Here is a 21528-nt window from a genome sequence, read left to right as displayed (position 1 = left end):
TTCTGACGCATCGCACTGACAACCGTCTTCGGTAGGCGGGGAGCCGGTATTGACAGAGCAATGGTCCAGACCGCAACGTGAGCGCGGGACGAGCGAGCGGCACGAGGAGAAGGGGCTCCGAGCCATGGGCGAGAGCAAGCTGGCCGGCCGGTACTTCGACGCCGCGATCGACCTGCTGCGGCGGGTGCGGGACGAGGAGGCGGAGCACGTCGCCGCCGCCGGCGCCGCCATCGCCGACACCGTCGCCGCGGGGGGCCGCCTCTTCGCCTTCGGCGCCGGCCACTCCTCGCTGGCCGCCCAGGACGTGGTCTACCGGGCCGGCGGGCTCGCGCTGATGAATCTGCTCGCCGTGCCGGGTGTCGTCGGCGTCGACGTCATGCCCGCCACGCTGGGCTCCGCGCTGGAGCGCGTGGACGGTCTGGCGGGCGCGGTCCTGGACGCCTCACCGGCCCGCTCCGGCGACCTGCTGATCGTCGTCTCGCTCTCCGGTCGCAACGCCCTCCCCGTGGAGATGGCGATGAACGCGCGCGCCCTGGGCCTGAAGGTCATCGGTGTGACCTCGGTGGCGTACGCGGAGGAGACGAAGTCCCGGCACGTCTCGGGCACCTTCCTGAAGGACCACTGCGACATCGTGCTGGACTCCAAGATCGCGGTGGGCGACGCGGAGCTCACGCACGAGGGCGTGGAGGCGCCGTTCGCGCCGGCGTCCACGGTGGTCACCAGCGCGCTGATGCAGGCGGTGATGGCCGCGGCGGCCGAGGCCCTGGTGGCCCGCGGCATCGAGCCGCCGCTGCTCCGGTCGGGCAACGTCGACGGCGGGCACGAGTGGAACGGCCGCGTGATGAACGAGTACGCGGACCGGATCTTCTTCCGTCACTGAGCCTCCCGGCCCTCTCGACCCTCCCGGCCCTCCCGGCCCTCCCGGCCCTCCTGGCCCTCCTGGGCGAAGGCGACCCGTACCGTCAGACCGCCCGAGGGGGGCGGGTTCGGGGTGGCGGTGGCCGTCGCCCCGTGGGCGTGCGCGATCGACTCGACGATCGAGAGGCCCAGCCCCGCGCCCTCGCCCCCGGAGTGGTGGAAGGGTTCGAAGAGCAGCGGGACCGTGTCCGGCGCGACCTCGGGGCCCGTGTTGGAGACCTCGACGCCCGACGGGCCCGTACGGAGGCGGACGTGGCCGCCCGGCCGGTTGTGGCGGATGCCGTTCGCGACCAGGTTGTGCACCAGGCGGTCCAGCAGGACGGCCTCCCCCGCGACGGTGAGCGGCCGCGCCTCGACCTCGACGGTCACCTCGCGCCGCGCCGCCTCCGCCGCCAGCGCCTCCGCCGCCGCGCGGGCGACCTCGTCCACGCGTACCAGTTCGCGGCGCTCCAGGCCCTGGTCGGAGGCGGCCAGCAGCAGCAGCCCATCGATGATCCGCTCGCTGTCCTCGGCGACGGAGAGCAGCTTCGTGCGGATGCGGGCCACCCGCTCCGGGTCCGGCCGGCCCGCCAGGCCGATCTCGGCCGCGGCCCGCTGCACCGCCACCGGCGTACGCAGCTCGTGCGCCGCGTTGGCCGCGAACCGCTGCTGGGCGGAGACCAGGCGCTCCATGCGCTCCAGCATCCCGTCGAAGGTGTCCGCGAGCCGCTTCAGCTCCCCCGGCGGCCCGGTCAGCCCGATCCTCTCGTGGAGGTTCTCGCCGGACAGCCGCCGTGCCGTCTCCGTGATCACCGCGACCGGCCGCAGCACCCGCCCGGCCATCCACCAGGCCAGCGCCACGGACGCCATCGCGTACAGGCCGAGGGCGGTCAGCGACACGGTGAGCAGCCGGCCCAGCGCGGCCTCCTCGGCGGCGCCGCTGAGCCTCTGGGTGACCGCGTACGCGCGTACGGCCCGTTCCGACGTCGTGGGCGAGGGGGTGGGGACGGGCACGGGGCTGGCCGGTACCGCCGAGGCGGTCGCGTCCGGCCAGGGCAGGGTGGTGTCAAACGACCTGCCGGGTACGGCCGTCGTCACCGCCGTGCTGATCGACGAGTACAGCCCCTGCCGTACGAGCAGGTAGACCACGCCCGTGAGCAGCACCCCGGCCACCACGAGCAGCCCGCCGTACAGGGCCGTGAGCCGGGCCCGCTCGCTCCTCATCGCGCGATCCGGTAGCCCGCGCCCGGCACCGTCTCCACCACCGGCGGCTCCCCCAGCTTGGCCCGCAGCTTGCTCAGGGTGACCCGTACGGCGTTGGTGCGGTAGCTCGTGTGCTCCTCCCACACCTGCTCGATCAGGTCCTCGCCGCTGACCACCGCCCCGTCCGCGCGCAGCAGCGCCTCCAGGACGGCGAACTCCTTGCGGGAGAGGTGCAGCGGCCTGCCGTCCCGGTCGGCCTGGCGGCGGGCCGTGTCCAGGACGATCCCGGCCCGTTCGAGGACGGGCGGCAGCGCGGGGCGGGCCCGCCGGCCGAGGGCCAGCACGCGCGCGAGGAGCTCGTCGTACGCGAACGGCTTGGTCAGGTAGTCGTCGGCGCCGAGGCCCAGGCCGTCCACCCGGTCCCGTACGGTCCCGGACGCGGTCAGCATGAGGATGCGCGTCAGGAGCCCCTGCCGCACCACCCGGCGGCACACCTCGTCGCCGTGGACGCCGGGCAGGTCCCGGTCCAGGACCATCACGTCGTACGCCCCGAAGGACAGCTTGCGCAGCGCCTCGGCGCCGTCCGCCGCGACGTCGACGGCGAGCGCGTCACGGCGCAGCCCCTCGGCGATCATCTCCGCGAGGAACTCCTCGTCCTCCACCACCAGTACGCGCATGGGTCCCTGTGTAGCCCAGGGACACCTTTCGTCGGTGTAAAGGCGGCGCTGAGAGAAACGAAACACCGGTCGGCGCCACGCTCCCGGTCATGAGAATCCGACAGATCCGCCACTGCACCGCTCTCGCCGCCCTGGCGCTCCTCGCCGCCGCGTGCTCCGGCACCGGCGCCGAAGCCCCCAAGAGCGACGACGTCAGCGGCGAGGGCAAGAAGGCCGACCAGGCCCTGGAGTACCGCAAGTGCCTGCGCGACCAGGGCCTCGACGTGCCCGAGCCGAAGCCGGGCCAGGATCCGCGCTCCATCGCCATCGGCGGCGACCTGAGCAAGGAGCAGATGGAGAAGGCCTTCAAGGCGTGCCGGGGGAAGGGCGGCGGCGGGGCGGGCGGCTCCGGTGAGCTCACCCAGGCCGACAAGGACAAGGCGCTGGCGTTCTCCCGCTGCATGCGGGAGAACGGCGTCAACATGCCCGACCCGAAGTTCGACGGCGCGGCGCAGCAGGCCCTGCCCATGCCGACGGCCGGGCCGGAGAAGGAGACGTTCGAGAAGGCGATGAAGGTGTGCGGGGGCGAGGCCCGGTGACCCGCCGCCGCCTCGCCGTCGCGATCGGCGCCCTCGTCGTACTGGCGGGCAGCGGCGCCGCCGCCGTCTCCGCGTACAGCGCGCCCGAGCGGAAGGACGCGCCGGAGAAGACGGCCACCGCCACCGCCGCCGTCGAGCGGGGCGACCTCAGCGACAGCAGCAGGCAGACCGGCACCCTCGGCTATGCCAAGGAGCGCCGTATCACCGCGGGCCCCGTCTCCGGCACGCTCACCTGGATCGCGGGCGCCGGCTCGACCGTCGAGCGCGACGAGCGGCTGTACGAGGTCGACGGCACGCCCGTACGCCTGCTGTACGGCACCGGGCCGATGTACCGGACGCTGAAGCCGGGCGACGAGGGGCGGGACGTCGAGGAGCTGGAGGAGAACCTCCGCGACCTCGGGTACGGCTCCGGGCTCGCGGTCGACGAGAAGTACACCGACGGCACGGCCGAGGCCGTCAAGCGGTGGCAGAAGTCCCACGGCCTGAAGCGCACCGGGCACATCGGCCCGGACCAGGTGGCGTTCGCGTCCGGCGCGGTGCGGGTGAAGGAGGCGGGCGCGGCGGTCGGCGAGCCGGTCGGGCCGGGCAAGCCCGTCCTGACGGTCACCGGCGCCGAACGCACCGTACGGTTCCAGCTCCCCGTCGCCGACGGCTCGCTCGCGAAGACCGGCACCAGGGTCACGGTCGAGCTCCCGGACGGCACGGTCGTACCGGGCAAGGTCACGGGGGTCGGGAAGACGGCGAAGGCGGCCGAGGACGCCCAGGACAAGACGCCGAAGATCGACATCACGGTGTCGTTCGACGATCCGGGCAAGGTCAAGGCGCTCGACCAGTCGCCGGTCACCGTCAACCTCACCGGCGAGACCCGCAGAGGCGTCCTGTCCGTGCCCGTCAACGCGCTGCTGGCCCTCCCGGGAGGCGGTTTCGGCGTCGAGGTCGTCGACGGCGACGGCCGCAGCCGGGACGTGAAGGTGGAGCTCGGCATGTTCGCCGAGGGCCGCGTGGAGGTCAGCGGCGGCGGACTGCGCGAGGGCATGAAGGTCGGGGTGCCGTCCGTATGAGCACGGTCGTACGCCTGACCGGGGTCACCAAGCAGTACGCGGGCGGCGTCACGGCGCTGGGCGGCGTGGACCTCACCGTCGACCAGGGTGAACTGGTCGGCATCGTCGGCCCGTCCGGGTCCGGCAAGTCCACGCTGCTGCACATCGTCGGCACCCTCGACCGGCCGACGGCGGGGAGCGTGGAGATCGCCGGGCACGATGTGGCGACCCTGTCCGACCGGCGCCTGTCGGCGCTGCGCGCCCGGCACATCGGCTTCGTGTTCCAGGCGTTCCACCTGGTGCCGGGCGTCAGCGCCCAGGACAACGTCGCCGAAGGGCTGCTGTACTCGGGCCTTCCGCGCGGTCGGCGCCGGGCCTTGGCCGCGGAGGCGCTCGCCCGTGTGGGGCTCGCCGACCGGCTGCGGCACCGGCCGCACGAGCTGTCCGGCGGGCAGAAGCAGCGCGTCGCCATCGCGCGTGCGGTGGTCGGGCAGCCGGACCTGCTGCTGGCCGACGAGCCGACCGGGGCGCTGGACTCGGCGTCCGGGGAGGCCGTCATGGAGCTGCTGCGCGACCTGAACGCGGAGGGCGCCACGATCGCCGTCATCACGCACGACACGGAGATCGCGGACCGGCTGCCGCGCCAGGTGCGGATCCGGGACGGCCGGATCGTCGCCGACGTGCGGGGGGTGGCGGCCTGATGGCCCGTACGCGTACGCGATCGAAGGCATCGAAGGCATCGAAGGCGCTGAAGGCGGCGCGGCTCGGGCCGCGCGACGTCCTGCACGTGGGTTCCGCGGGGCTGCGCAGCCGGCCGGTGCGGATCGTGCTGTCCGCACTCGGCATCGCCATCGGGATCGCGACGATGATCGCGGTGGTGGGCATCTCGGCGTCCAGCGCGGCGCAGTTGATGCGCCAGCTGGACGCGCTGGGCACCAACATGCTGGTGGCGACGCCCGGCGAGTCGATGTTCGCCGGGCAGGAGGTCAAGCTACCGAAGGACGCGCCCGGCATGGTCGGCCGCATCGACGGCGTCGAACACGTCGGCGCGACGGGCGACGTGGCCCGGTCGGTGCGCCGCTCCGAGAAGATCCCCGAGGGGGAGACGGGCGGAATCGCGGTCAAGGCCGCCTCGGAGGAGCTGCTGGAGGTGCTGCGCGGCGAGGTGGCGCGCGGCACCTGGCTGAACGGCGCCAACGGCCGCTACCCGGCGGTCGTGCTCGGCCATGTCGCCGCCGAACGCCTCGGCATCACCGAGCCGGGCCGTCAGGTGTGGCTCGGTGACCGGTACTTCACGGTCGTCGGCATCCTCGCCCCGCTGCCGCTCGCCCCGGAGATCGAACGCTCGGCGCTGGTGGGCTGGACGGCCGCGGAGGAGCTGCTCGGCTTCGACGGGCACCCGACGTCGGTGTACGAGCGGTCCACGGACGCCTCGGTGGGGCACGTACGGGCGCTGCTGGCGGCGACCGTGGACCCGCGCAGCCCGCAGAACGTGCGGGTGACCGACCCGTCGTCGGCGCTGCGGGCGAAGGCGGCGACGGAGGGCGCGTTCTCCACGCTGCTGCTGGGGCTGGGCGGGATCGCCCTGCTCGTGGGCGGGGTCGGGGTGGCCAACACCATGATCATCTCGGTGCTGGAGCGCCGCCACGAGATCGGCCTGCGCCGCTCGCTGGGCGCGACCCGGGGCCAGATCCGGGTGCAGTTCGTCACCGAGTCGCTGATGCTGTCGGGCCTGGGCGGCATCGCGGGCGTGGCCCTCGGCGCGGCGGCGACGGGCGCGTACGCCGTCTCCGGCGGCCTGCCGTGGGTCGTCCCGCCCTGGGCGGTGGGCGGCGGCTTCGCCGCCACCCTGGCGATCGGCACGGTGGCCGGCCTCTACCCGGCGGTGCGGGCGGCCCGGCTGTCCCCGACGCTGGCACTGCACGCGGCGTAGCCGCGGGCGTCTCCGGCCGGGGCTCTCCAGGCCGGGGCTCTCCGGCCGGGCGGGCTCTCCAGGCCGGGGCTCTCCGGCCGGGCGGGCCCTCGCCCGGGCCCCGCCCCGGAGAGCCGCCTCAATCCCCCGAGCGTCCCCCCAGCGCCGACGCCAGGTCCACCGAGCCCGCCACGCGGACCGCCACGCTCTCCGCGTACGCCGCGTCCGGGCGCTCGAAGGCCGGTCTGGTCGCGCAGCGGAGGAAGGTCACCACGCCGAGCGTCCGGCCCCGGCTGCGCAGGACCGTGCAGAGGGCGTGGGCCGCGTCCCGGGGCCACTGGCGCTCCGCGGCCCAGGCCTCGGACGCGGCGCTCGCCCGCACCGAGCCGGCGCGGTCCACCGCCTGGAGGGCCGGGTGGCCGGGGCCGTACCGCACGGGAAGGCCCCCGCCCGCCACGCGCGCGACGGGGCCGGGCGCGCCGGAGGGCGACGCCGCGGCGCGTACGAGGCCCTCGCCCCGCGCCGGGTCGGGGCCGACGAGGTCGAGCAGTACGTGGTCGGCGAACCCGGCGAGCGCGAAGTCCAGGTACACGGCCGCCGCCTGCATCGGGTCCTCGCACTCCGCCGCCGCGCCGCCCGCGCGGTGCAGCTGGCTGGAGCGGAACCGCAGCCGGTCGGCCTCCTGTGCCGCCAGCTTGTCCTCGGTCACGTCCTGGAACAGCCAGCCGACGCCCAGCGGGACCGGCTCCTCCGCGAGCGGGGACGCCAGCCGCAGGAAGCCGCTGCGCCAGCACCGCCGCCGCTCGCCCTCCGCCGTCCGCACCGTCACCCACAGCTCGGCGAGCGCCGGGGGCGCGCCCTGCGCCAGTACGTGCTGCAGCGCGCCCTCCAGCTCCTCCACGCCCTGCACCACCAGCTCGCCCAGCGGCCGGCCCAGCACCGTCGTGCGCCCGGCGCCCAGGGCCCGGGCGGCGTGCGCGTTGACCAGGGCCGGGCGCAGGTCGACGTCGACGAGCACGACACCCCAGGCGGCGTCCTCGAACAGCGCCTCGCTGAGCGCGATGGACCGCTCCAGGTCGATCTGCGCGTGCACCTCGCTGAACGCGCAGTACACCCCCGCCGGCCGGCCGTCCGCGCCGCGCACACCGGCCGACTGCGTCCGTACGAGGACCCGCCCGCCGTCCTTGCGCAGCAGCGGGAACTCGTGCACCTGCCGCCCGGCCGCCCGCATGACCCCGGCCAGCCGCTCCCACACCTCCGCGGCGTCCTCGGCCCGCGCGGCCCACCCGCCGAGTCCGGGCCGTCCGACAGCCTCCTCCGCGGTCCAGCCGAGGATCCGCTCGGCCTCGCGGTTCCAGTGGGTGATCACCCCGTCGGCGTCGAACGCACAGAGCGCCGCGTCCATCCCGTCCAGCAGCGCGGCGAGCAGCTCGTCCGATCCGCGCTCACCGGTCGCCGTCTCGCTCTTGGACGCAGTCATCCCGGCACCCCCTGCAGGACGTGTCCCAACCTGTTCTCCTGTACTCACCTGCGGTCATTGAACTGGAAGGTGACCCAGGACACAGCCCGTTCGCGAAAATGCGTTGTGCGGCCGCCGGACCGGTTCTTAGTGTGTGGGCACACAGGAAAGGAGGTGATCCGGAAGTGGTTTCTTTTCGGATGCGTGAGGTGACTGCGGGCTAAGGCCTGTCGTCGCACTCTGTGCAAAGGCGGCAGGCCTCCTGCCGTAATCCCAAGCAGTCACCGGCCCGCGGGCTCGTCGGCACATCCGGCCGACCCCTCCGTCCAGGAGGGAACAGAGCCCGCGGGCTTCTGCGTTTCCCGGGCTCCGTCTTTTCCGTGGTTCCGTCGTTCCCTGGCTCCGTCGTTCCCTGGCTCCGTCTGAGTAGGAGCCGCACGCGGAGATGAGTACGCGACCCGGTGTGGGCGGCCGGGCGCGGGCGGCAGCATGGCGGCCATGACGAACACGACCGCGGACACCGCCGGCTCCGCTGCCGGCACCACCGACCCCGCCGACCCCTTCGCCCCGTCCACGGGCGCCGTGCGCGTCTTCGCCGGGATCGGGCTCCTGCTCCTCGCCGTCGCCTTCGTCGCGACCCTCGTCATCATCCTGAACCAGGCCTACAGCGGCGACGGCCGCAGCGGCCCGCTCGTCGGAGCGGCGATGTGGTCGATGGGGCTGTCCGGCCTGGTGGGCCTGGTGGCGCTGTGCGCGCCGCGGGACACGCTGGACCACGGCGTACGCCGCGGGGCGGTGTTCGCGCAGTACGCGTTGGCCTTCGGCGGCCCGGTGCTGGCCGCGATCGACTTCGCCTGAGCGGCGCCCGCCCCGGTCGACGCGTCAGGGCGAGAGGCGCTCCACGCGCCAGGAGGCGTCCTGCCCGACGTAGCGCAGCCGGTCGTGCAGCCGGTTCTCGTGGCCCTGCCAGAACTCGACCGTCTCCGGGGCGATCCGGAAGCCGCCCCAGTGCGGCGGCACCGGCACCTGCTCGCCCTCCGGGTAGCGCGCCGCGAGCTCCTCGAAGCGGGCCAGCAGCTCCGCCCGCGAGGCGATCACGGACGACTGCTCGCTCGCCCAGGCGCCCAGCTGGGAGCCGTGCGGGCGGGTGCGGAAGTACGCGGCGGTCTCGTCGCGGCCCACGCGGGACGCCACGCCGTTGACGATGACCTGGCGGGCCACCGGGTGCCAGGGGAACAGCAGCGCGACGTACGGGTTGGTGTCGAGCTCCATGCCCTTGCGGGAGCCGTAGTTGGTGAAGAAGACGAAGCCCCGCTCGTCGTAGTGCTTGAGCAGCACCGTGCGCGACGAGGGGCGGCCGTCGGGCGAGGCCGTGGAGACGATCATGGCGTTCGGCTCGTGGATCACCCCGCTGCCGGCCACCTCCTTGAACCAGCGGTCGAACTGGTCCATCGGCTCGGCCGCGAGGTCCGACTCCAGGAACTGGGCGGTGCGGTACTGCTCGCGCATGTCGGCGGGATCGAGAGCTGCTGGGTCGAGAGCGTCTGTCACAGAGGCCATCCTGCCGTAGCCGGGCAGTCTTCCCGGCACGGAGTGCCACTAATCCTTCCTGCCCGGTTCGGCGGAGTGTGCCGGATGTCACGCTTCCCCGCATCGGGGGAACCCGACAGACTCATGCGCTGGGTCACTGTTCCCTCCCTACGACGGTGCTGGATGACCACCTGCCGTACGGGGTATCACCGCACCCCCGGAAGACACACCGGAACTCTCACCGGAAGACTCACCTCACGAGGAGCCGCCTGATGTCCGACTTCGTACCCGGACTCGAAGGAGTCGTCGCGTTCGAGACGGAGATCGCCGAACCGGACAAGGAAGGCGGTGCGCTGCGCTACCGCGGCGTCGACATCGAGGAACTCGTCGGGTCCGTCTCGTTCGGCAACGTGTGGGGCCTGCTGGTCGACGGGGCGTTCAACCCCGGCCTGCCGCCGGCCGAGCCGTTCCCGATCCCGGTGCACTCCGGCGACATCCGCGTCGACGTGCAGTCGGCGCTCGCCATGCTCGCCCCGGTGTGGGGCCTGAAACCGCTCCTCGACATCGACGAGGAGCAGGCCCGCGACGACCTCGCGCGGGCGGCCGTCATGGCGCTGTCGTACGTCGCGCAGAGCGCGCGCGGGCAGGGCCTGCCGATGGTGCCGCAGAGCGAGATCGACAAGGCGCAGTCCGTCGTCGAGCGGTTCATGATCCGCTGGCGCGGCGAGCCGGACCCGAAGCACGTCAAGGCCGTCGACGCGTACTGGACGTCCGCCGCCGAGCACGGCATGAACGCCTCCACCTTCACGGCCCGCGTCATCGCCTCCACGGGCGCCGACGTGGCCGCGGCCCTCTCGGGCGCCGTCGGCGCCATGTCCGGGCCCCTGCACGGCGGGGCCCCGTCCCGCGTGCTCGGCATGATCGAGGAGATCGAGCGCACCGGTGACGCCGGCGCGTACGTCCGCCAGGCCCTCGACAAGGGCGAGCGCCTGATGGGCTTCGGCCACCGCGTCTACCGCGCCGAGGACCCGCGCGCCCGCGTCCTGCGCCGTACCGCCAAGGAGCTCGCCGCGCCGCGCTTCGAGGTGGCGGAGGCGCTGGAGAAGGCCGCCCTGGAGGAGCTGCACAACCGCCGCCCGGACCGCGTCCTGGCGACGAACGTGGAGTTCTGGGCGGCGATCGTGCTGGACTTCGCGGAGGTCCCGGCGCACATGTTCACCTCCATGTTCACCTGCGCCCGCACGGCCGGCTGGAGCGCCCACATCCTGGAGCAGAAGCGCACCGGCCGCCTGGTCCGCCCCTCCGCCCGCTACGTGGGCCCGGGCCCGCGCAGCCCGCGCGAGATCGCCGGTTTCGACGACATCACCGGCTGACGCCGGTACCGATACGGCGACGGCGCCGGCCCCCGCGCGGGGGTCGGCGCCGTTCGCGTACGTACGCCCGCCGGCGGGGGCTCAGAGGCTGATGAGCCGGACCCGGTCGCCGCACAGGCGGGCCATGTCGTCGATGTCGGACGTCAGCATGACGACGGGCCCGGGCTGGCGCCGCGCCATCTCGGCGACCGTGGCGTCGATGGCGTACTTGTGGCCGTGCAGACCGGCGTCCTTGAGGAGGCGGGCGGCGGCCTTGGCGGACTGCTCGGTGACGGGTTCGACCCGGCAGCGGGACAGCAGCCACTGGAGGCGGGGCAGGTTCACGCCCGCGTGCATCACCTCGACGATGGTGTTGGCGCACACGGCGATCGTGGCTTGCAGGTCGTAGAAGATCTGGATCTTGGTCGACACCTTCCGGTCCTCGGTGATCCAAGCGGAGAGGCCCTCGGAGTCCAGGACGACGGTGCTGATGTGCTCGGTCAAGCCGCCCTCGCCTCGGTGTGCTCGGGCTGCTGGAGCTCCGGGAAGATCTCGGCGCGCGCTTCGGCGAGCTCCTCCTCGGTGAAGGCGCCGTGTTCTTCCTGGTAGCGCCGTAGCTCCTCGGCCAGCAGCTTGCGTCTGATCAAGTGACCCACCGCCTCCGCCACGAAGGCGGACACATTGTCCGTGAGCTTCTTCAGCTCTTCCACGTGCGGGGTGGGGAGGGTCACCGTGATGCGCGTCGTCTCAGCCATACGTCGAGCGTAGCGCCTATCTGCATACCAGCAGTATGCAGATAGGCAGCCATCGGATCAGCCCAAGACCTCGTCCAGCAGCCTCCCCCACTGCGCCACCACCCGGTCCCGTCGGGCCCGGTCGTCCGTCAGCAGGTTGGCGAGGCCGAGGCCGCGGGCCATGTCCAGGAGGCCCTGGACCGTCTCGCGGACGCCGGGGCGGGACTCGTCGGCGGCGAGGAGCTCGACCGCGATGCGGTGGGTCTCGCGGCCGACCTTCGCCTCCAGTTCGGTCACGCGGGCGCGCAGCTGCTCCTCGTTGGAGGCGGCCACCCACAGGTGCAGGGCCGCCCGGAACAGGGGGCCCGTGTAGAGGTCCACCAGGGCCGCGACGACCGCCGCGCGGCCCTGCACGGGCAGGGCGCGCAGGGCCTGGGAGCGCTCCTCGGCGACGTACTCGACGGCCGCCGTGAAGAGGTCCTCCCGGGTCGGGAAGTGGTGCTGGGCGGCGCCGCGCGAGACGCCGGCGCGTTCGGCGACGACGGAGACGGTCGAGCCCGCCCAGCCCCGTTCGGCCAGGCAGGCCACGGCCGCCTCCAGGAGCCGCTGCCGGGTGGCCCGGCTGCGGTCCTGCTTCGGCGCCTTCGAGGCGTTCGGCGCCTTCGCGGCGGTGGTAGCGGTCGTACCGGTGGTCACAACACCCATGCAGCGTCCCGTCGCTCCAGGAAGGCCGTCATCCCCTCGCGGGCCTCCGCCGAGGCGAAGAGCGAGGCCGAGCGCTGGACGAGGTCCTCCGCGTCGCGCTCGAAGGTCTCCAGCACCCTAGCCGTGACCAGCCGCTTGCTCTCCGCCAGCCCCTGCGGCGACGCCCGCCGCAGCCCGTCCAGCACGGGCGTGAGCGCGCGGTCCACGTCCTCGCCGACGACGGTCACCAGGCCGATCCGGGCCGCCTCCGCCGCGTCGAACCGCTCGCCCGTCAGGTAGTACCGGCTCGCGGCCGCCGGGTCGAGGCGCGGCAGCAGCGTCAGCGAGATGACGGCCGGCGCCACCCCGAGGCGCGCCTCCGTGAGCGCGAAGTCCGCCTCCGGCCCTGCCGCCACGATGTCGCACGCGCCCACCAGACCGAGCCCGCCGGCCCGTACGTGCCCGGTCACCCGGGCCACCACCGGCTTGGGCAGCTCCACGATCGCCCGCAGCAGCGCCACGAAGGTGTACGGGCTGGGCGGCGCCTTCAGGTCGGCGCCCGCGCTGAACGTCGGCCCCGCGTGCGTGAGCACCACCGCCCGCACCGCCGGGTCCTTGCCGCAGGCGTCCAGCGCCTCCGCCAGCTCGCCGACGACCCGCGCGGACAGCGCGTTGCGGTTGTCCGGGGAGTCCAGCGTCAGGGTGGTGATGCCGCGCTCGTGCGCGGTGGTGACGAGGCTCGTCATGCGCCCTCCCGTTCCCTCTCCCTCAGTTCCCGGCGGAGGATCTTCCCCGACGCCGCCCTCGGCACGCCCTCGATGAACTCGACCCGCCGGATCTTCTTGTACGGGGCGACCTTGCCGGCCACGAAGGCCATGACCTCGCCGGCCGTCGGTTCCGTGGCGCCCGGCCGCCGTACGACGTACGCCTTCGGCACCTCGTCGCCGTTCTCGTCGTACACGCCGATCACCGCCGCGTCCGCGATGCCCTCGTGCGTCAGCAGCAGCGCCTCCAGTTCGGCCGGCGCGACCTGGAAGCCCTTGTACTTGATCAGCTCCTTGACGCGGTCGACGACGTACAGCCAGCCGTCGGCGTCGACGCGCCCCACGTCACCGGTGTGCAGCCATCCCTCCGCGTCGACCATCGCGGCCGTCGCGTCCGGACGGCCCAGGTAGCCCTTCATCACCTGCGGCCCCCGGATCCAGATCTCGCCCTCCTCCCCCGCGCCCAGGTCCTTGCCGGGGTCGTCGAGGGACACGATCCGCATCTCGGTGCTCGGAAGCAGCTTGCCGACGGCGCCCGGTGGGGCGTCGGGGGCCGTCAGCGGCACCACGTGCGTGGCGGGCGACAGCTCCGTCATGCCGTACGCCTGCCGTACGGGGGGCAGCCCGAGCCGCGCCCCGCAGGCCCGGGCGAGGTGCCCGTCGAGCGGGGCGGCGGCGCTGAGGACGTACTCCAGCGACGACAGGTCGTACCGCTCGACCGCCGGGTGCTTGGCGAGTGCGAGGACCACCGGCGGGGCCACGTACAGGCCGTTGACGCGGTGCTTCTCGATCGTCCCGAGGAACTGCTCCAGTTCGAAGCGCGGCAGCACGACCACGGTGGCGCCGTGCCGCAGCGGCGCGTTCATCAGCGCCGTGAGCCCGTAGATGTGGAAGAACGGCAGGATGGCGAGGATCCGGTGGCCGGGCCCCACCGGCACCAGCGGGTCCAGCTGCGCCAGGTTGGTGGCGATCGAGCGGTGGGTGAGCATGACGCCCTTGGGGACGCCGGTCGTGCCGGAGGAGTACGGCAGCACGGCGACGTCCTCGTCCGGGTCGATCGCGACGGACGGTTCCGGCGCCGTCGAGCCCAGCATGTCCAGGACGGAGCGGTGCCCTTCCGCCTGGTCGCAGACGAAGATCTCGCGGACGTCCGTTCCGCGCGCGGCGCGCCGGGCCGTCTCCAGGAGCGGCGAGACGGTGACGACCCAGCGGGCGCCGGAGTCCCGCAGCTGCTTGGCGACCTCCTCGGCCGTCGCCAGCGGGTGGAGGGTGGTGACGGACGCGCCGGCGCGCGTCGCCGCGTAGAAGACGGCCGGGTAGACGACGGTGTTCGGGCTGTGCAGCGCCAGCACGTCGCCCTTGCGCACGCCCGCCTCCGCGAGCGCGGCGGCGATGCGGCGGTGGTACGTGTCGAGCTGGGCGTACGTGACGGTCAGCTCGCCCGCGCCGTCGACGAGGGCGACGGTGTCGCCGTACGCGCGGGCGTTGTCCAGGACGGCGTCGTGGATGGGGAGGGACAGGGTCGGGACGTCCGCGTACTCGCTGTGGAACACCATCAACGGCTCCTGTCGGTACGGCGTCGGTGATCAGTACGACTTGGGCAGTCCGAGCGTCTGGTGGGACACGTAGTTCAGAATCATTTCCCGGCTGACGGGGGCTATCCGTGCCACGCGCGAGGCGGTGATGAGCGAGGCGAGGCCGAACTCGCGTGTGAGGCCGTTTCCGCCGAGGGTGTGCACGGACTGGTCGACGGCCCGCACGCACGCCTCGGCCGCCGCGTACTTGGCCATGTTGGCGGCCTCGCCCGCGCCGATGTCGTCGCCCGCGTCGTACAGGTGGGCGGCCCGCTGCATCATCAGGCGGGCCAGCTCCAGTTCGATGTGGACCTGGGCGAGGGGGTGCGCGATGGCCTGGTGGGCGCCGATCGGTGCCTTCCACACCTGGCGCTCCTTGGCGTACGCGACGGCCCGCGCGACCGCGTAACGGCCCATGCCGACGGCGAAGGCGGCCGTCATGATGCGCTCGGGGTTGAGCCCGGCGAAGAGCTGGAGCAGCCCCGCGTCTTCGTCACCCACGAGCGCGTCCGCCGGGAGCCGTACGTCGTCCAGCGTCAGCTCGAACTGCTTTTCGTGGGCGTGCAGTTCCATGTCGATGGGGCGGCGGCCGAAGCCGGGGATGTCGCGCGGGACGACGAACAGGCACGGCTTGAGTTTCCCCGTGCGGGCGTCCTCCGTGCGGCCCACGATCAGCGTCGCGTCGGCGATGTCGACACCGGAGATGAACACCTTGCGGCCGGTCAGCACCCAGTCGTCGCCGTCGCGGCGCGCGGTGGTGGTGATCCGGTGGGAGTTGGAGCCCGCGTCCGGCTCGGTGATGCCGAAGGCCATGGTGCGGCTGCCGTCGGCGAGGCCCGGCAGCCAGCGCCGCTTCTGCTCGTCGGTGCCGAAGCGGGCGATGACCGTGCCGCAGATCGCCGGGGACACCACCATCATCAGCAGCGGGCAGCCCGCCGCGCCCAGCTCCTCCAGGACGATGGACAGCTCGGCCATGCCGCCGCCCCCGCCGCCGTACTCCTCGGGCAGGTTGACGCCCAGGTAGCCGAGCTTGCCGGCCTCCGCCCACAGGGCCTCGCGGTCGTGCTCGCGCCCGTGGCGCCGCCCGAGGGCGGCGACGGCGGCGCGCAGGGCTTGCTGTTCGTCGGTCTCGACGACTCCGGTCATGTCTGTTCCTCCTGTACGTCCACGTCCTGTACGACGGCGAGCAGGGCACCGACCTCGACCTGGTGGCCGGGGACGGCGTGGAGCGCGGTGAGCGTGCCGGAGGCGGGAGCGGCGATCCTGTGCTCCATCTTCATGGCCTCCAGCCAGACGAGCGGCTGCCCCGCCTCGACCCGGTCCCCGGGCTCCACGTCGGCAACCCGGACGACGGTGCCTGGCATGGGCGCGAGCAGCGAGCCGGGCGCGGCGCGCTCGGCGGGGTCGGTGAAGCGGGGAGGTGCGGTGAGCCGGAACGGCCCCGCGTACACGGTGCCGTCGCCGTACGCGGCGACCTCGAAGCGCCGGACGACGCCGGCCACGTCGAGGCGGACGTGGTCGGGCGACACGTCCACCACGCGTGTGTGCGGGTGGGACTCGACGGTGAACCGGCCGTCGCGGGTGGGGCGGTAGCGGATCTCGTGGTCGCCGTAGCGGGCGGTCTGCGGCTGCGACGGCACGTTGCGGAAGGCGCCGAAGCGCCCGGAGTGGCGTGCGGCCTCCGCGAGGGCGGCGGCCACGGCCGCCTCGGCCTCCCCGGGCTCGGGGGCGGTGAGTCCGGGCAGGTGCCGCTCGTAGAACCCGGTGTCGAGCCGCCCCGCCAGGAAGTCCGGATGCCGCAGCGACCGCACCAGCAGCTCCCGGTTGGTGACCGGCCCGTGCACGCGGGCGCGCGCCAGGGCGTGGGCCAGCTTGCGGATCGCCTCCTGCCGGGTGGGCGCGTGGGCGATCACCTTGGCCAGCATGGCGTCGTAGTGGACGCCGACGGCGTCCCCGGCGGCGTATCCGGCGTCCACGCGGAGCCCGTCCCCCGCCGGGAGGTCCAGCGCGTGCAAGGCGCCCGTCTGCGGGGCCCACGCGCGGGCCGGGTCCTCGGCGTAGAGGCGGGCCTCCACCGCGTGGCCCGAGGGGGCGGGGGGCTCGGGAGGGAGCGCTCCGCCCTCCGCGATCCGGAGCTGGAGGGCGACCAGGTCGAGGCCGAAGACGGCTTCCGTGACGGGGTGTTCGACCTGGAGGCGGGTGTTCATCTCCAGGAAGTACGCCCGGTCGCCGGAGACCAGGAACTCGACCGTGCCCGCGCCCGCGTACCCCACCGCCCGTGCCGCCGCCACCGCCGAGGTGTCCAGCGTCTCGCGCAGCTCCGGGCCCAGGCCCGGCGCCGGGGCCTCCTCAACGACCTTCTGGTGCCGCCGCTGGAGCGAGCAGTCGCGGGTGCCGAGCGCCCACACGGTGCCGTGGGTGTCGGCGAGGATCTGCACCTCGACGTGGCGGCCCCGCTCGACGTACGGCTCAGCGAACACCTCGCCGTCGCCGAACGCCGAACGGGCCTCGGCGGTGGCCGCCGCCAGCTCGCCGGGGAGCGCGGCCAGGTCCCGGACGACCCGCATGCCCCGGCCGCCGCCGCCCGCCGCCGCCTTGAGCAGGAGTGGCAGGTCCTCGGGGGCGGCCGTCGCCGGGTCGACCGGGTCCAGCAGCGGGACGCCCGCCGCCGCCATCAGCTCCTTGGCGCGCGTCTTGGACGCCATCGTCTCGATCGCCTTGGGCGGCGGGCCCACCCACGTGAGACCGGCGTCCAGCACCGCACGCGCGAAGTCGGCGTTCTCGGACAGGAAGCCGTACCCGGGGTGGACGGCGTCCGCGCCCGCCGCGAGGGCGGCCTGCACGATCAGGTCGCCGCGCAGGTAGGTGTCGGCGGGTGCCGCTCCCGGCAGCCGTACGGCCGTGTCGGCCTCCCGTACGTGCAGGGCGGACGCGTCCGGGTCCGCGTACACCGCCACCGTGTCGACGCCGAGCGAGCGGCAGGTGCGGAAGACGCGGCAGGCGATCTCCGCGCGGTTCGCCACAAGGACGGAAGTAATCATCAGGGCCTCACATCCGGAAGACGCCGAAGCCGCCGTGCGCGCCTTCGACCGGGGCGGTGTGGATCGCCGACAGGCACAGGCCGAGGACGGTGCGCGTGTCGCGCGGGTCGATGACCCCGTCGTCGTACAGCCGCCCCGACAGGAACAGCGGCAGCGACTCCGCCTCGATCTGCTGCTCGACCATGGCGCGCAGCGCGGCGTCGCCCTCGTCGTCGTACGGCTGCCCCTTGGCCGCCGCCGACGCGCGGGCGACGATCGACAGGACGCCGGCGAGCTGCTGCGGGCCCATGACGGCGGACTTGGCGCTGGGCCAGGCGAACAGGAACCGGGGGTCGTAGGCGCGGCCGCACATGCCGTAGTGCCCGGCGCCGTACGAGGCGCCCATGAGCACGGAGAGGTGCGGGACGCGCGAGTTGGACACCGCGTTGATCATCATCGCGCCGTGCTTGATGATGCCGCCCTGCTCGTACTCCCTGCCGACCATGTAGCCGGTGGTGTTGTGCAGGAACAGCAGCGGGATGTCCCGCTGGTTGGCCAGCTGGATGAACTGGGCCGCCTTCTGGGACTCGGCGGAGAACAGCACGCCCTGGGCGTTGGCGAGGATGCCGACCGGATAGCCGTGCAGCGTGGCCCAGCCGGTGGTGAGCGAGGGCCCGTACAGCGGCTTGAACTCGTCGAAGTCGGAGCCGTCGACGATCCGGGCGATGACCTCGCGCGGGTCGAAGGGGGTCTTCAGGTCCCCCGGCACGATGCCGAGGAGCTCCTCCGAGTCGTACTTCGGCGGCTCGGCCGGGCCGGGATCGGGGTGCGCCTTGCGGTGGTTGAGGCGGGCGACGATCCGGCGGGCCTGGCGGAGGGCGTCCGGCTCGTCGACGGCGTAGTGGTCGGCGAGGCCCGACACGCGGGCGTGCATCTCGGCGCCGCCGAGGGACTCGTCGTCGCTCTCCTCGCCGGTGGCCATCTTCACCAGCGGCGGCCCGCCGAGGAAGACCTTCGACCGCTCCTTGATCATGACGGTGTGGTCGGACATGCCGGGCACGTAGGCGCCGCCCGCCGTCGAGTTGCCGAAGACGACGGCGACGGTCGGGATCCCGGCGGCGGACAGGCGCGTGATGTCCCGGAAGAGCGCCCCGCCCGGGATGAAGATCTCCTTCTGGGAGGGCAGGTCGGCGCCGCCGGACTCCACGAGCGCGATGCACGGCAGCCGGTTGGCGTGCGCGATCTCGTTGGCACGCAGGGCCTTCTTCAGCGTCCAGGGGTTGGACGCGCCGCCGCGCACGGTCGGGTCGTTGGCGGTGATCAGGCACTCGACGCCCTCGACGACGCCGATGCCGGTGACGATCGACGCGCCGACGGTGTGGTCGCTGCCCCAGGCGGCGAGCGGCGACAGTTCGAGGAACGGTGCCCCGGGGTCGAGGAGCAGCTCGATCCGCTCGCGGGCGAGCAGCTTGCCCCGCGCGCGGTGGCGTGCGACGTACGTGGGGCCGCCGCCCGCGAGCGCCTTGGCGTGCTCGGCGTCGAGTTCGGCCAGCTTGGCGAGCATGGCCTCGCGGTACGCGGCGTAGTCGGGCCCGGCGGTGTCCAGGCGCGAGGGGAGCACGGTCACAGCAGGGCCTCCGGGATGTCGAGGTGGCGGGCGCGCAGCCATTCGCCGAGGCCCTTGGCCTGGGGGTCGAAGCGGGCCTGGGCGGCGACGCCCTCGCCCAGCAGGCCGGTGACGACGAAGTTCAGCGCGCGCAGGTTCGGCAGGACGTGCCGGACGACGGGCAGGTCGCGTGCCTCCGGGATCAGGTCGCGGAACCGGTCGGCGGTCAGCTCGTGGGCGAGCCAGCGCCACGCCTCGTCCGTCGGCGCCCAGACGCCCACGTTGGCGTCGCCGCCCTTGTCGCCGCTGCGGGCCCCGGCGACCAGCCCGAGCGGCGCGCGCCGTACGGGTCCGGGCGGCAGGGGCTCGGGCAGGGGCGGTTCCGGGACGGGCTCCAGGGGATGGGTGCGTACGGGGGCCGGGACGACCTCGTGGTGCCCGTCCGGCAGCACGGCGGTGTGCGGGACCGTGCCCGCGTCGACGTACTCCGCCTCGAAGACGCCGTACGGGGTGCCCTTGCCGGGGGGCGCGGTCACGTGGAAGCCGGGGTAGCTGCCGAGCGCCAGCTCGACCGCCGCGCCGCTGACCGCCCGTCCCACGACGTCGGCGTCGCGGTCGCGGACGACGAGCCGCAGCAGGGCGCTGGCCGTCTCCTCGGTGTCGGCGTCCTCCCGGTCGGTCCGGGCCAGCTCCCAGCGCACCTCGGCCGGTTTCACGGGGAGCGCGTCCTCGACCTGGGCGCGCACGAGCCGGGCCTTGGCCACGATGTCGAGGCCCGTGAGCACGAACACGACCTCGTTGCGCCAGCCGCCGAGCCGGTTCAGTCCGACCTTGAGCGCCGGGGGCGGCGGCTCGCCCCGTACGCCGGAGATCCGGACCCGGTCCGGTCCGTCCGGCGCGAGGCGCACGGTGTCCAGCCGGGCCGTCACGTCGGGGCCCGCGTACCGGGCGCCCGCCGTCTCGTAGAGCAGCTGCGCGGTGACGGTGCCGACGTCCACGAAACCGCCCGTGCGGTCGTGCTTGGTGATGACGGCGGTGCCGTCCTCGTGGAGCTCGGCGAGGGGAAACCCGGGGTGCCGTACGTCATGGTGGGCGAAGAAGGCGTAGTTGCCGCCCGTCGCCTGGGTCCCGCACTCCAGGACGTGCCCGGCGACCACCGCGCCCGCGAGCCGGTCGTAGTCCTCGGGGCCCCAGCCGAACCACCAGGCGGCGGGTCCGCTGACGAGCGCCGCGTCCGTGACCCGGCCGGTCACGACGACGTCCGCGCCGCCGCGCAGGCACGCCGCGATGCCGCCCCCGCCGAGGTACGCGTGCGCCGCGAGGACGCCGTCGCGCGGTGCGGGCAGCCGGTCGCCCTCGACGTGCGCGACCCGCACCCCGGGCAGACCGAGCCGGGCGGCGAGGGCGCGCAGGGCGTCGGCGAGGGACGCCGGGTTGAGGCCGCCGGCGTTGGTCACGATCTTCACGCCGCGCTCGTGGGCGAGGCCGAGGCCCTCCTCCATCTGGCGCAGGAAGGTCTTGGCGTATCCGAGCGCCGGATCCTTCATGCGGTCGCGGGCGAGGATGAGCATGGTCAGCTCGGCGAGGTAGTCACCGGTGAGGACGTCCAGCTCGCCGCCGGTGAGCATCTCGCGTACGGCGTCGAAGCGGTCGCCGTAGAAGCCGGAGGCGTTCCCGATCCGCAGCACGCTCATGCCGTCTTCCGGGGCTCGCGGCCGGTCCCGGCCGGTCCGGCGAAGGCCTGCGCGATGCCGAGCCAGCGGTCGGCCTCGGTGCCCTCGGCCCGTACGGCCACGTCGTCGCGGTGGGCCCGCTGGGTGACCAGCAGGCAGAAGTCCAGGGCGGGCCCGGTCACGCGCTGGCCGGCGTCCTCGGGCCCGTACGTCCACAGCTCCGTGCCGTCCGGTGCGGTGAGCTCCACCCGGAAGGGCTCGGCGGGCGGGGTCAGGCCGCGGACGGCGTAGGCGTAGTCCCGGGCGCGCACGCCGATCCAGGCGACATGGCGCAGGCGCGCGGTCGGTTCCCGTACGGCTCCGAGGGCGTCGGCGACGTCCTGGCCGTGGGCCCAGGTCTCCATCAGGCGGGCGGTGGCCATGGACCCGGCGCTCATGGGCGGCCCGTACCAGGGGAAGCGGGCGCCGGGGGGCGCGGTGCGCAGGGCGTGCTGGAGGCGCTCGCGCCCCTCCCGCCAGCGGACCAGCAGTTCGTGAGGGGGTCCGGCCGCCCCCTCCTCCGCCCCGTCGTCGACGAAGGTGTCGGGCGCCTTGAGCGCCTCTTCCACATGCGCCGCGAACGCCTCCGGGGCGGTGACGGCGAGCAGCGCCGCGGCGTCGGTCCACGCGAGGTGGGCGATCTGGTGGGCGACGGTCCAGCGGGGCGCGGGGGTGGGCGTGGCCCACCGGTCCGGTTCCAGGGGCGCGACCAGCCGGTCGAGCTCCTCGCTCTCGTCACGCAGGTCGTCCAGCAAGGCGTGGGACACGGGGCGCTCCCTCCGGGAC

21 protein-coding genes are annotated in these 21528 nt (G+C 73.9%); 7 read left to right on the top strand and 14 right to left on the bottom strand.

Annotated elements, in window-relative coordinates:
• The first annotated feature begins 124 nt into the window (after positions 1–124).
• Positions 125–880: an SIS domain-containing protein gene (locus AC07FJ_RS17235; protein WP_479049749.1), complete on the top strand. Its 756-nt coding sequence runs from the start codon at positions 125–127 to the stop codon at positions 878–880.
• Here the strand turns inward: AC07FJ_RS17235 and AC07FJ_RS17230 are convergent.
• Together AC07FJ_RS17230 and AC07FJ_RS17225 are read right to left on the bottom strand one after the other, a co-directional pair.
• On the bottom strand, positions 874–2121 hold the full coding sequence (locus AC07FJ_RS17230; RefSeq protein ID WP_479049747.1) for an ATP-binding protein: 1248 nt from the start codon (positions 2119–2121) through the stop codon (positions 874–876). The two genes, AC07FJ_RS17235 and AC07FJ_RS17230, sit on opposite strands and share 7 nt — an antisense overlap.
• A complete protein-coding gene (locus tag AC07FJ_RS17225; protein WP_468293700.1) occupies positions 2118–2777 on the bottom strand; it encodes a response regulator transcription factor in 660 nt (219 codons plus the stop codon). Before AC07FJ_RS17225 ends, AC07FJ_RS17230 begins: the two co-directional genes overlap by 4 nt.
• 89 nt (positions 2778–2866) lie before the next feature.
• Here AC07FJ_RS17225 and AC07FJ_RS17220 point away from each other — a divergent pair, with 89 nt between their 5' ends.
• Genes AC07FJ_RS17220 through AC07FJ_RS17205 form a run of 4 tightly spaced genes read left to right on the top strand, consistent with a single transcriptional unit; the run spans position 2867 to position 6328 of the window.
• The gene (locus AC07FJ_RS17220) at positions 2867–3355 is read left to right on the top strand and encodes a hypothetical protein (protein WP_479049745.1); all 489 of its coding nucleotides are present in this window, start codon (positions 2867–2869) and stop codon (positions 3353–3355) included.
• On the top strand, positions 3352–4416 hold the full coding sequence (locus AC07FJ_RS17215; protein WP_479049743.1) for an efflux RND transporter periplasmic adaptor subunit: 1065 nt from the start codon (positions 3352–3354) through the stop codon (positions 4414–4416). The genes AC07FJ_RS17220 and AC07FJ_RS17215 overlap by 4 nt, the downstream gene beginning before the upstream one ends.
• Positions 4413–5096 (top strand): ABC transporter ATP-binding protein, encoded by a 684-nt coding sequence (locus AC07FJ_RS17210; protein ID WP_479049741.1) that lies wholly within the window; start codon positions 4413–4415, stop codon positions 5094–5096. Before AC07FJ_RS17215 ends, AC07FJ_RS17210 begins: the two co-directional genes overlap by 4 nt.
• Positions 5096–6328, top strand: coding sequence for an ABC transporter permease (locus tag AC07FJ_RS17205; protein WP_479049740.1), 1233 nt, complete (start codon positions 5096–5098; stop codon positions 6326–6328). Before AC07FJ_RS17210 ends, AC07FJ_RS17205 begins: the two co-directional genes overlap by 1 nt.
• Before the next feature lie 118 nt (positions 6329–6446).
• Here the strand turns inward: AC07FJ_RS17205 and AC07FJ_RS17200 are convergent, their stop codons facing one another.
• Positions 6447–7787 (bottom strand): PAS domain-containing protein, encoded by a 1341-nt coding sequence (locus AC07FJ_RS17200; RefSeq protein WP_479049738.1) that lies wholly within the window; start codon positions 7785–7787, stop codon positions 6447–6449.
• Between the two features lie 477 nt (positions 7788–8264).
• Here AC07FJ_RS17200 and AC07FJ_RS17195 point away from each other — a divergent pair, with 477 nt between their 5' ends.
• Positions 8265–8624 (top strand): hypothetical protein, encoded by a 360-nt coding sequence (locus tag AC07FJ_RS17195; protein ID WP_479049736.1) that lies wholly within the window; start codon positions 8265–8267, stop codon positions 8622–8624.
• Positions 8625–8648: 24 nt separating this feature from the next.
• Here the strand turns inward: AC07FJ_RS17195 and pdxH are convergent, their stop codons facing one another.
• Positions 8649–9326, bottom strand: coding sequence for a pyridoxamine 5'-phosphate oxidase (pdxH, locus tag AC07FJ_RS17190; RefSeq protein WP_479049734.1), 678 nt, complete (start codon positions 9324–9326; stop codon positions 8649–8651).
• 242 nt (positions 9327–9568) lie between these two features.
• Here pdxH and AC07FJ_RS17185 point away from each other — a divergent pair, with 242 nt between their 5' ends.
• A complete protein-coding gene (locus tag AC07FJ_RS17185) occupies positions 9569–10669 on the top strand; it encodes a citrate synthase 2 (RefSeq protein WP_361417723.1) in 1101 nt (366 codons plus the stop codon).
• A gap of 81 nt (positions 10670–10750) precedes the next feature.
• On the opposite strand, the gene AC07FJ_RS17180 is transcribed toward AC07FJ_RS17185, so the two are convergent.
• Genes AC07FJ_RS17180 through AC07FJ_RS17135 form a run of 10 tightly spaced genes read right to left on the bottom strand, consistent with a single transcriptional unit; the run spans position 10751 to position 21509 of the window.
• Positions 10751–11152 (bottom strand): PIN domain-containing protein, encoded by a 402-nt coding sequence (locus AC07FJ_RS17180; protein ID WP_479049732.1) that lies wholly within the window; start codon positions 11150–11152, stop codon positions 10751–10753.
• Entirely contained in the window at positions 11149–11403 is a 255-nt protein-coding gene (locus AC07FJ_RS17175) for a hypothetical protein (RefSeq protein WP_479049731.1), read from the bottom strand. The genes AC07FJ_RS17180 and AC07FJ_RS17175 overlap by 4 nt, the downstream gene beginning before the upstream one ends.
• A 57-nt stretch (positions 11404–11460) precedes the next feature.
• The gene (locus AC07FJ_RS17170) at positions 11461–12087 is read right to left on the bottom strand and encodes a TetR/AcrR family transcriptional regulator (protein WP_479049729.1); all 627 of its coding nucleotides are present in this window, start codon (positions 12085–12087) and stop codon (positions 11461–11463) included.
• A complete protein-coding gene (locus AC07FJ_RS17165; RefSeq protein ID WP_479049727.1) occupies positions 12075–12812 on the bottom strand; it encodes an enoyl-CoA hydratase family protein in 738 nt (245 codons plus the stop codon). The genes AC07FJ_RS17170 and AC07FJ_RS17165 overlap by 13 nt, the downstream gene beginning before the upstream one ends.
• The gene (locus AC07FJ_RS17160) at positions 12809–14386 is read right to left on the bottom strand and encodes a 4-coumarate--CoA ligase family protein (RefSeq protein ID WP_479049725.1); all 1578 of its coding nucleotides are present in this window, start codon (positions 14384–14386) and stop codon (positions 12809–12811) included. The genes AC07FJ_RS17165 and AC07FJ_RS17160 overlap by 4 nt, the downstream gene beginning before the upstream one ends.
• 30 nt (positions 14387–14416) lie before the next feature.
• On the bottom strand, positions 14417–15550 hold the full coding sequence (locus AC07FJ_RS17155) for an acyl-CoA dehydrogenase family protein (RefSeq protein ID WP_479049723.1): 1134 nt from the start codon (positions 15548–15550) through the stop codon (positions 14417–14419).
• Entirely contained in the window at positions 15547–17445 is a 1899-nt protein-coding gene (locus AC07FJ_RS17150; protein ID WP_479049721.1) for an acetyl/propionyl/methylcrotonyl-CoA carboxylase subunit alpha, read from the bottom strand. The genes AC07FJ_RS17155 and AC07FJ_RS17150 overlap by 4 nt, the downstream gene beginning before the upstream one ends.
• 7 nt (positions 17446–17452) lie before the next feature.
• Positions 17453–19051, bottom strand: a complete 1599-nt coding sequence (locus AC07FJ_RS17145; RefSeq protein WP_479049720.1) for an acyl-CoA carboxylase subunit beta — start codon at positions 19049–19051, stop codon at positions 17453–17455.
• Positions 19048–20724 carry an acyclic terpene utilization AtuA family protein gene (locus AC07FJ_RS17140; RefSeq protein ID WP_479049719.1) on the bottom strand — a complete coding sequence of 559 codons (1677 nt, stop codon included), beginning with the start codon at positions 20722–20724 and terminating at the stop codon, positions 19048–19050. The genes AC07FJ_RS17145 and AC07FJ_RS17140 overlap by 4 nt, the downstream gene beginning before the upstream one ends.
• Complete coding sequence (locus AC07FJ_RS17135; protein WP_479049717.1) at positions 20721–21509, bottom strand: TIGR03084 family metal-binding protein; 789 nt, start codon at positions 21507–21509, stop codon at positions 20721–20723. The genes AC07FJ_RS17140 and AC07FJ_RS17135 overlap by 4 nt, the downstream gene beginning before the upstream one ends.
• Between the last annotated feature and the right edge of the window lie 19 nt (positions 21510–21528).

The sequence above is a fragment of the Streptomyces sp. NPDC045998 genome (assembly GCF_056430285.1).
The sequence above is the reverse complement of the archived record's forward strand: the minus strand, read 5'-3'. Positions and strand labels throughout refer to the sequence as shown.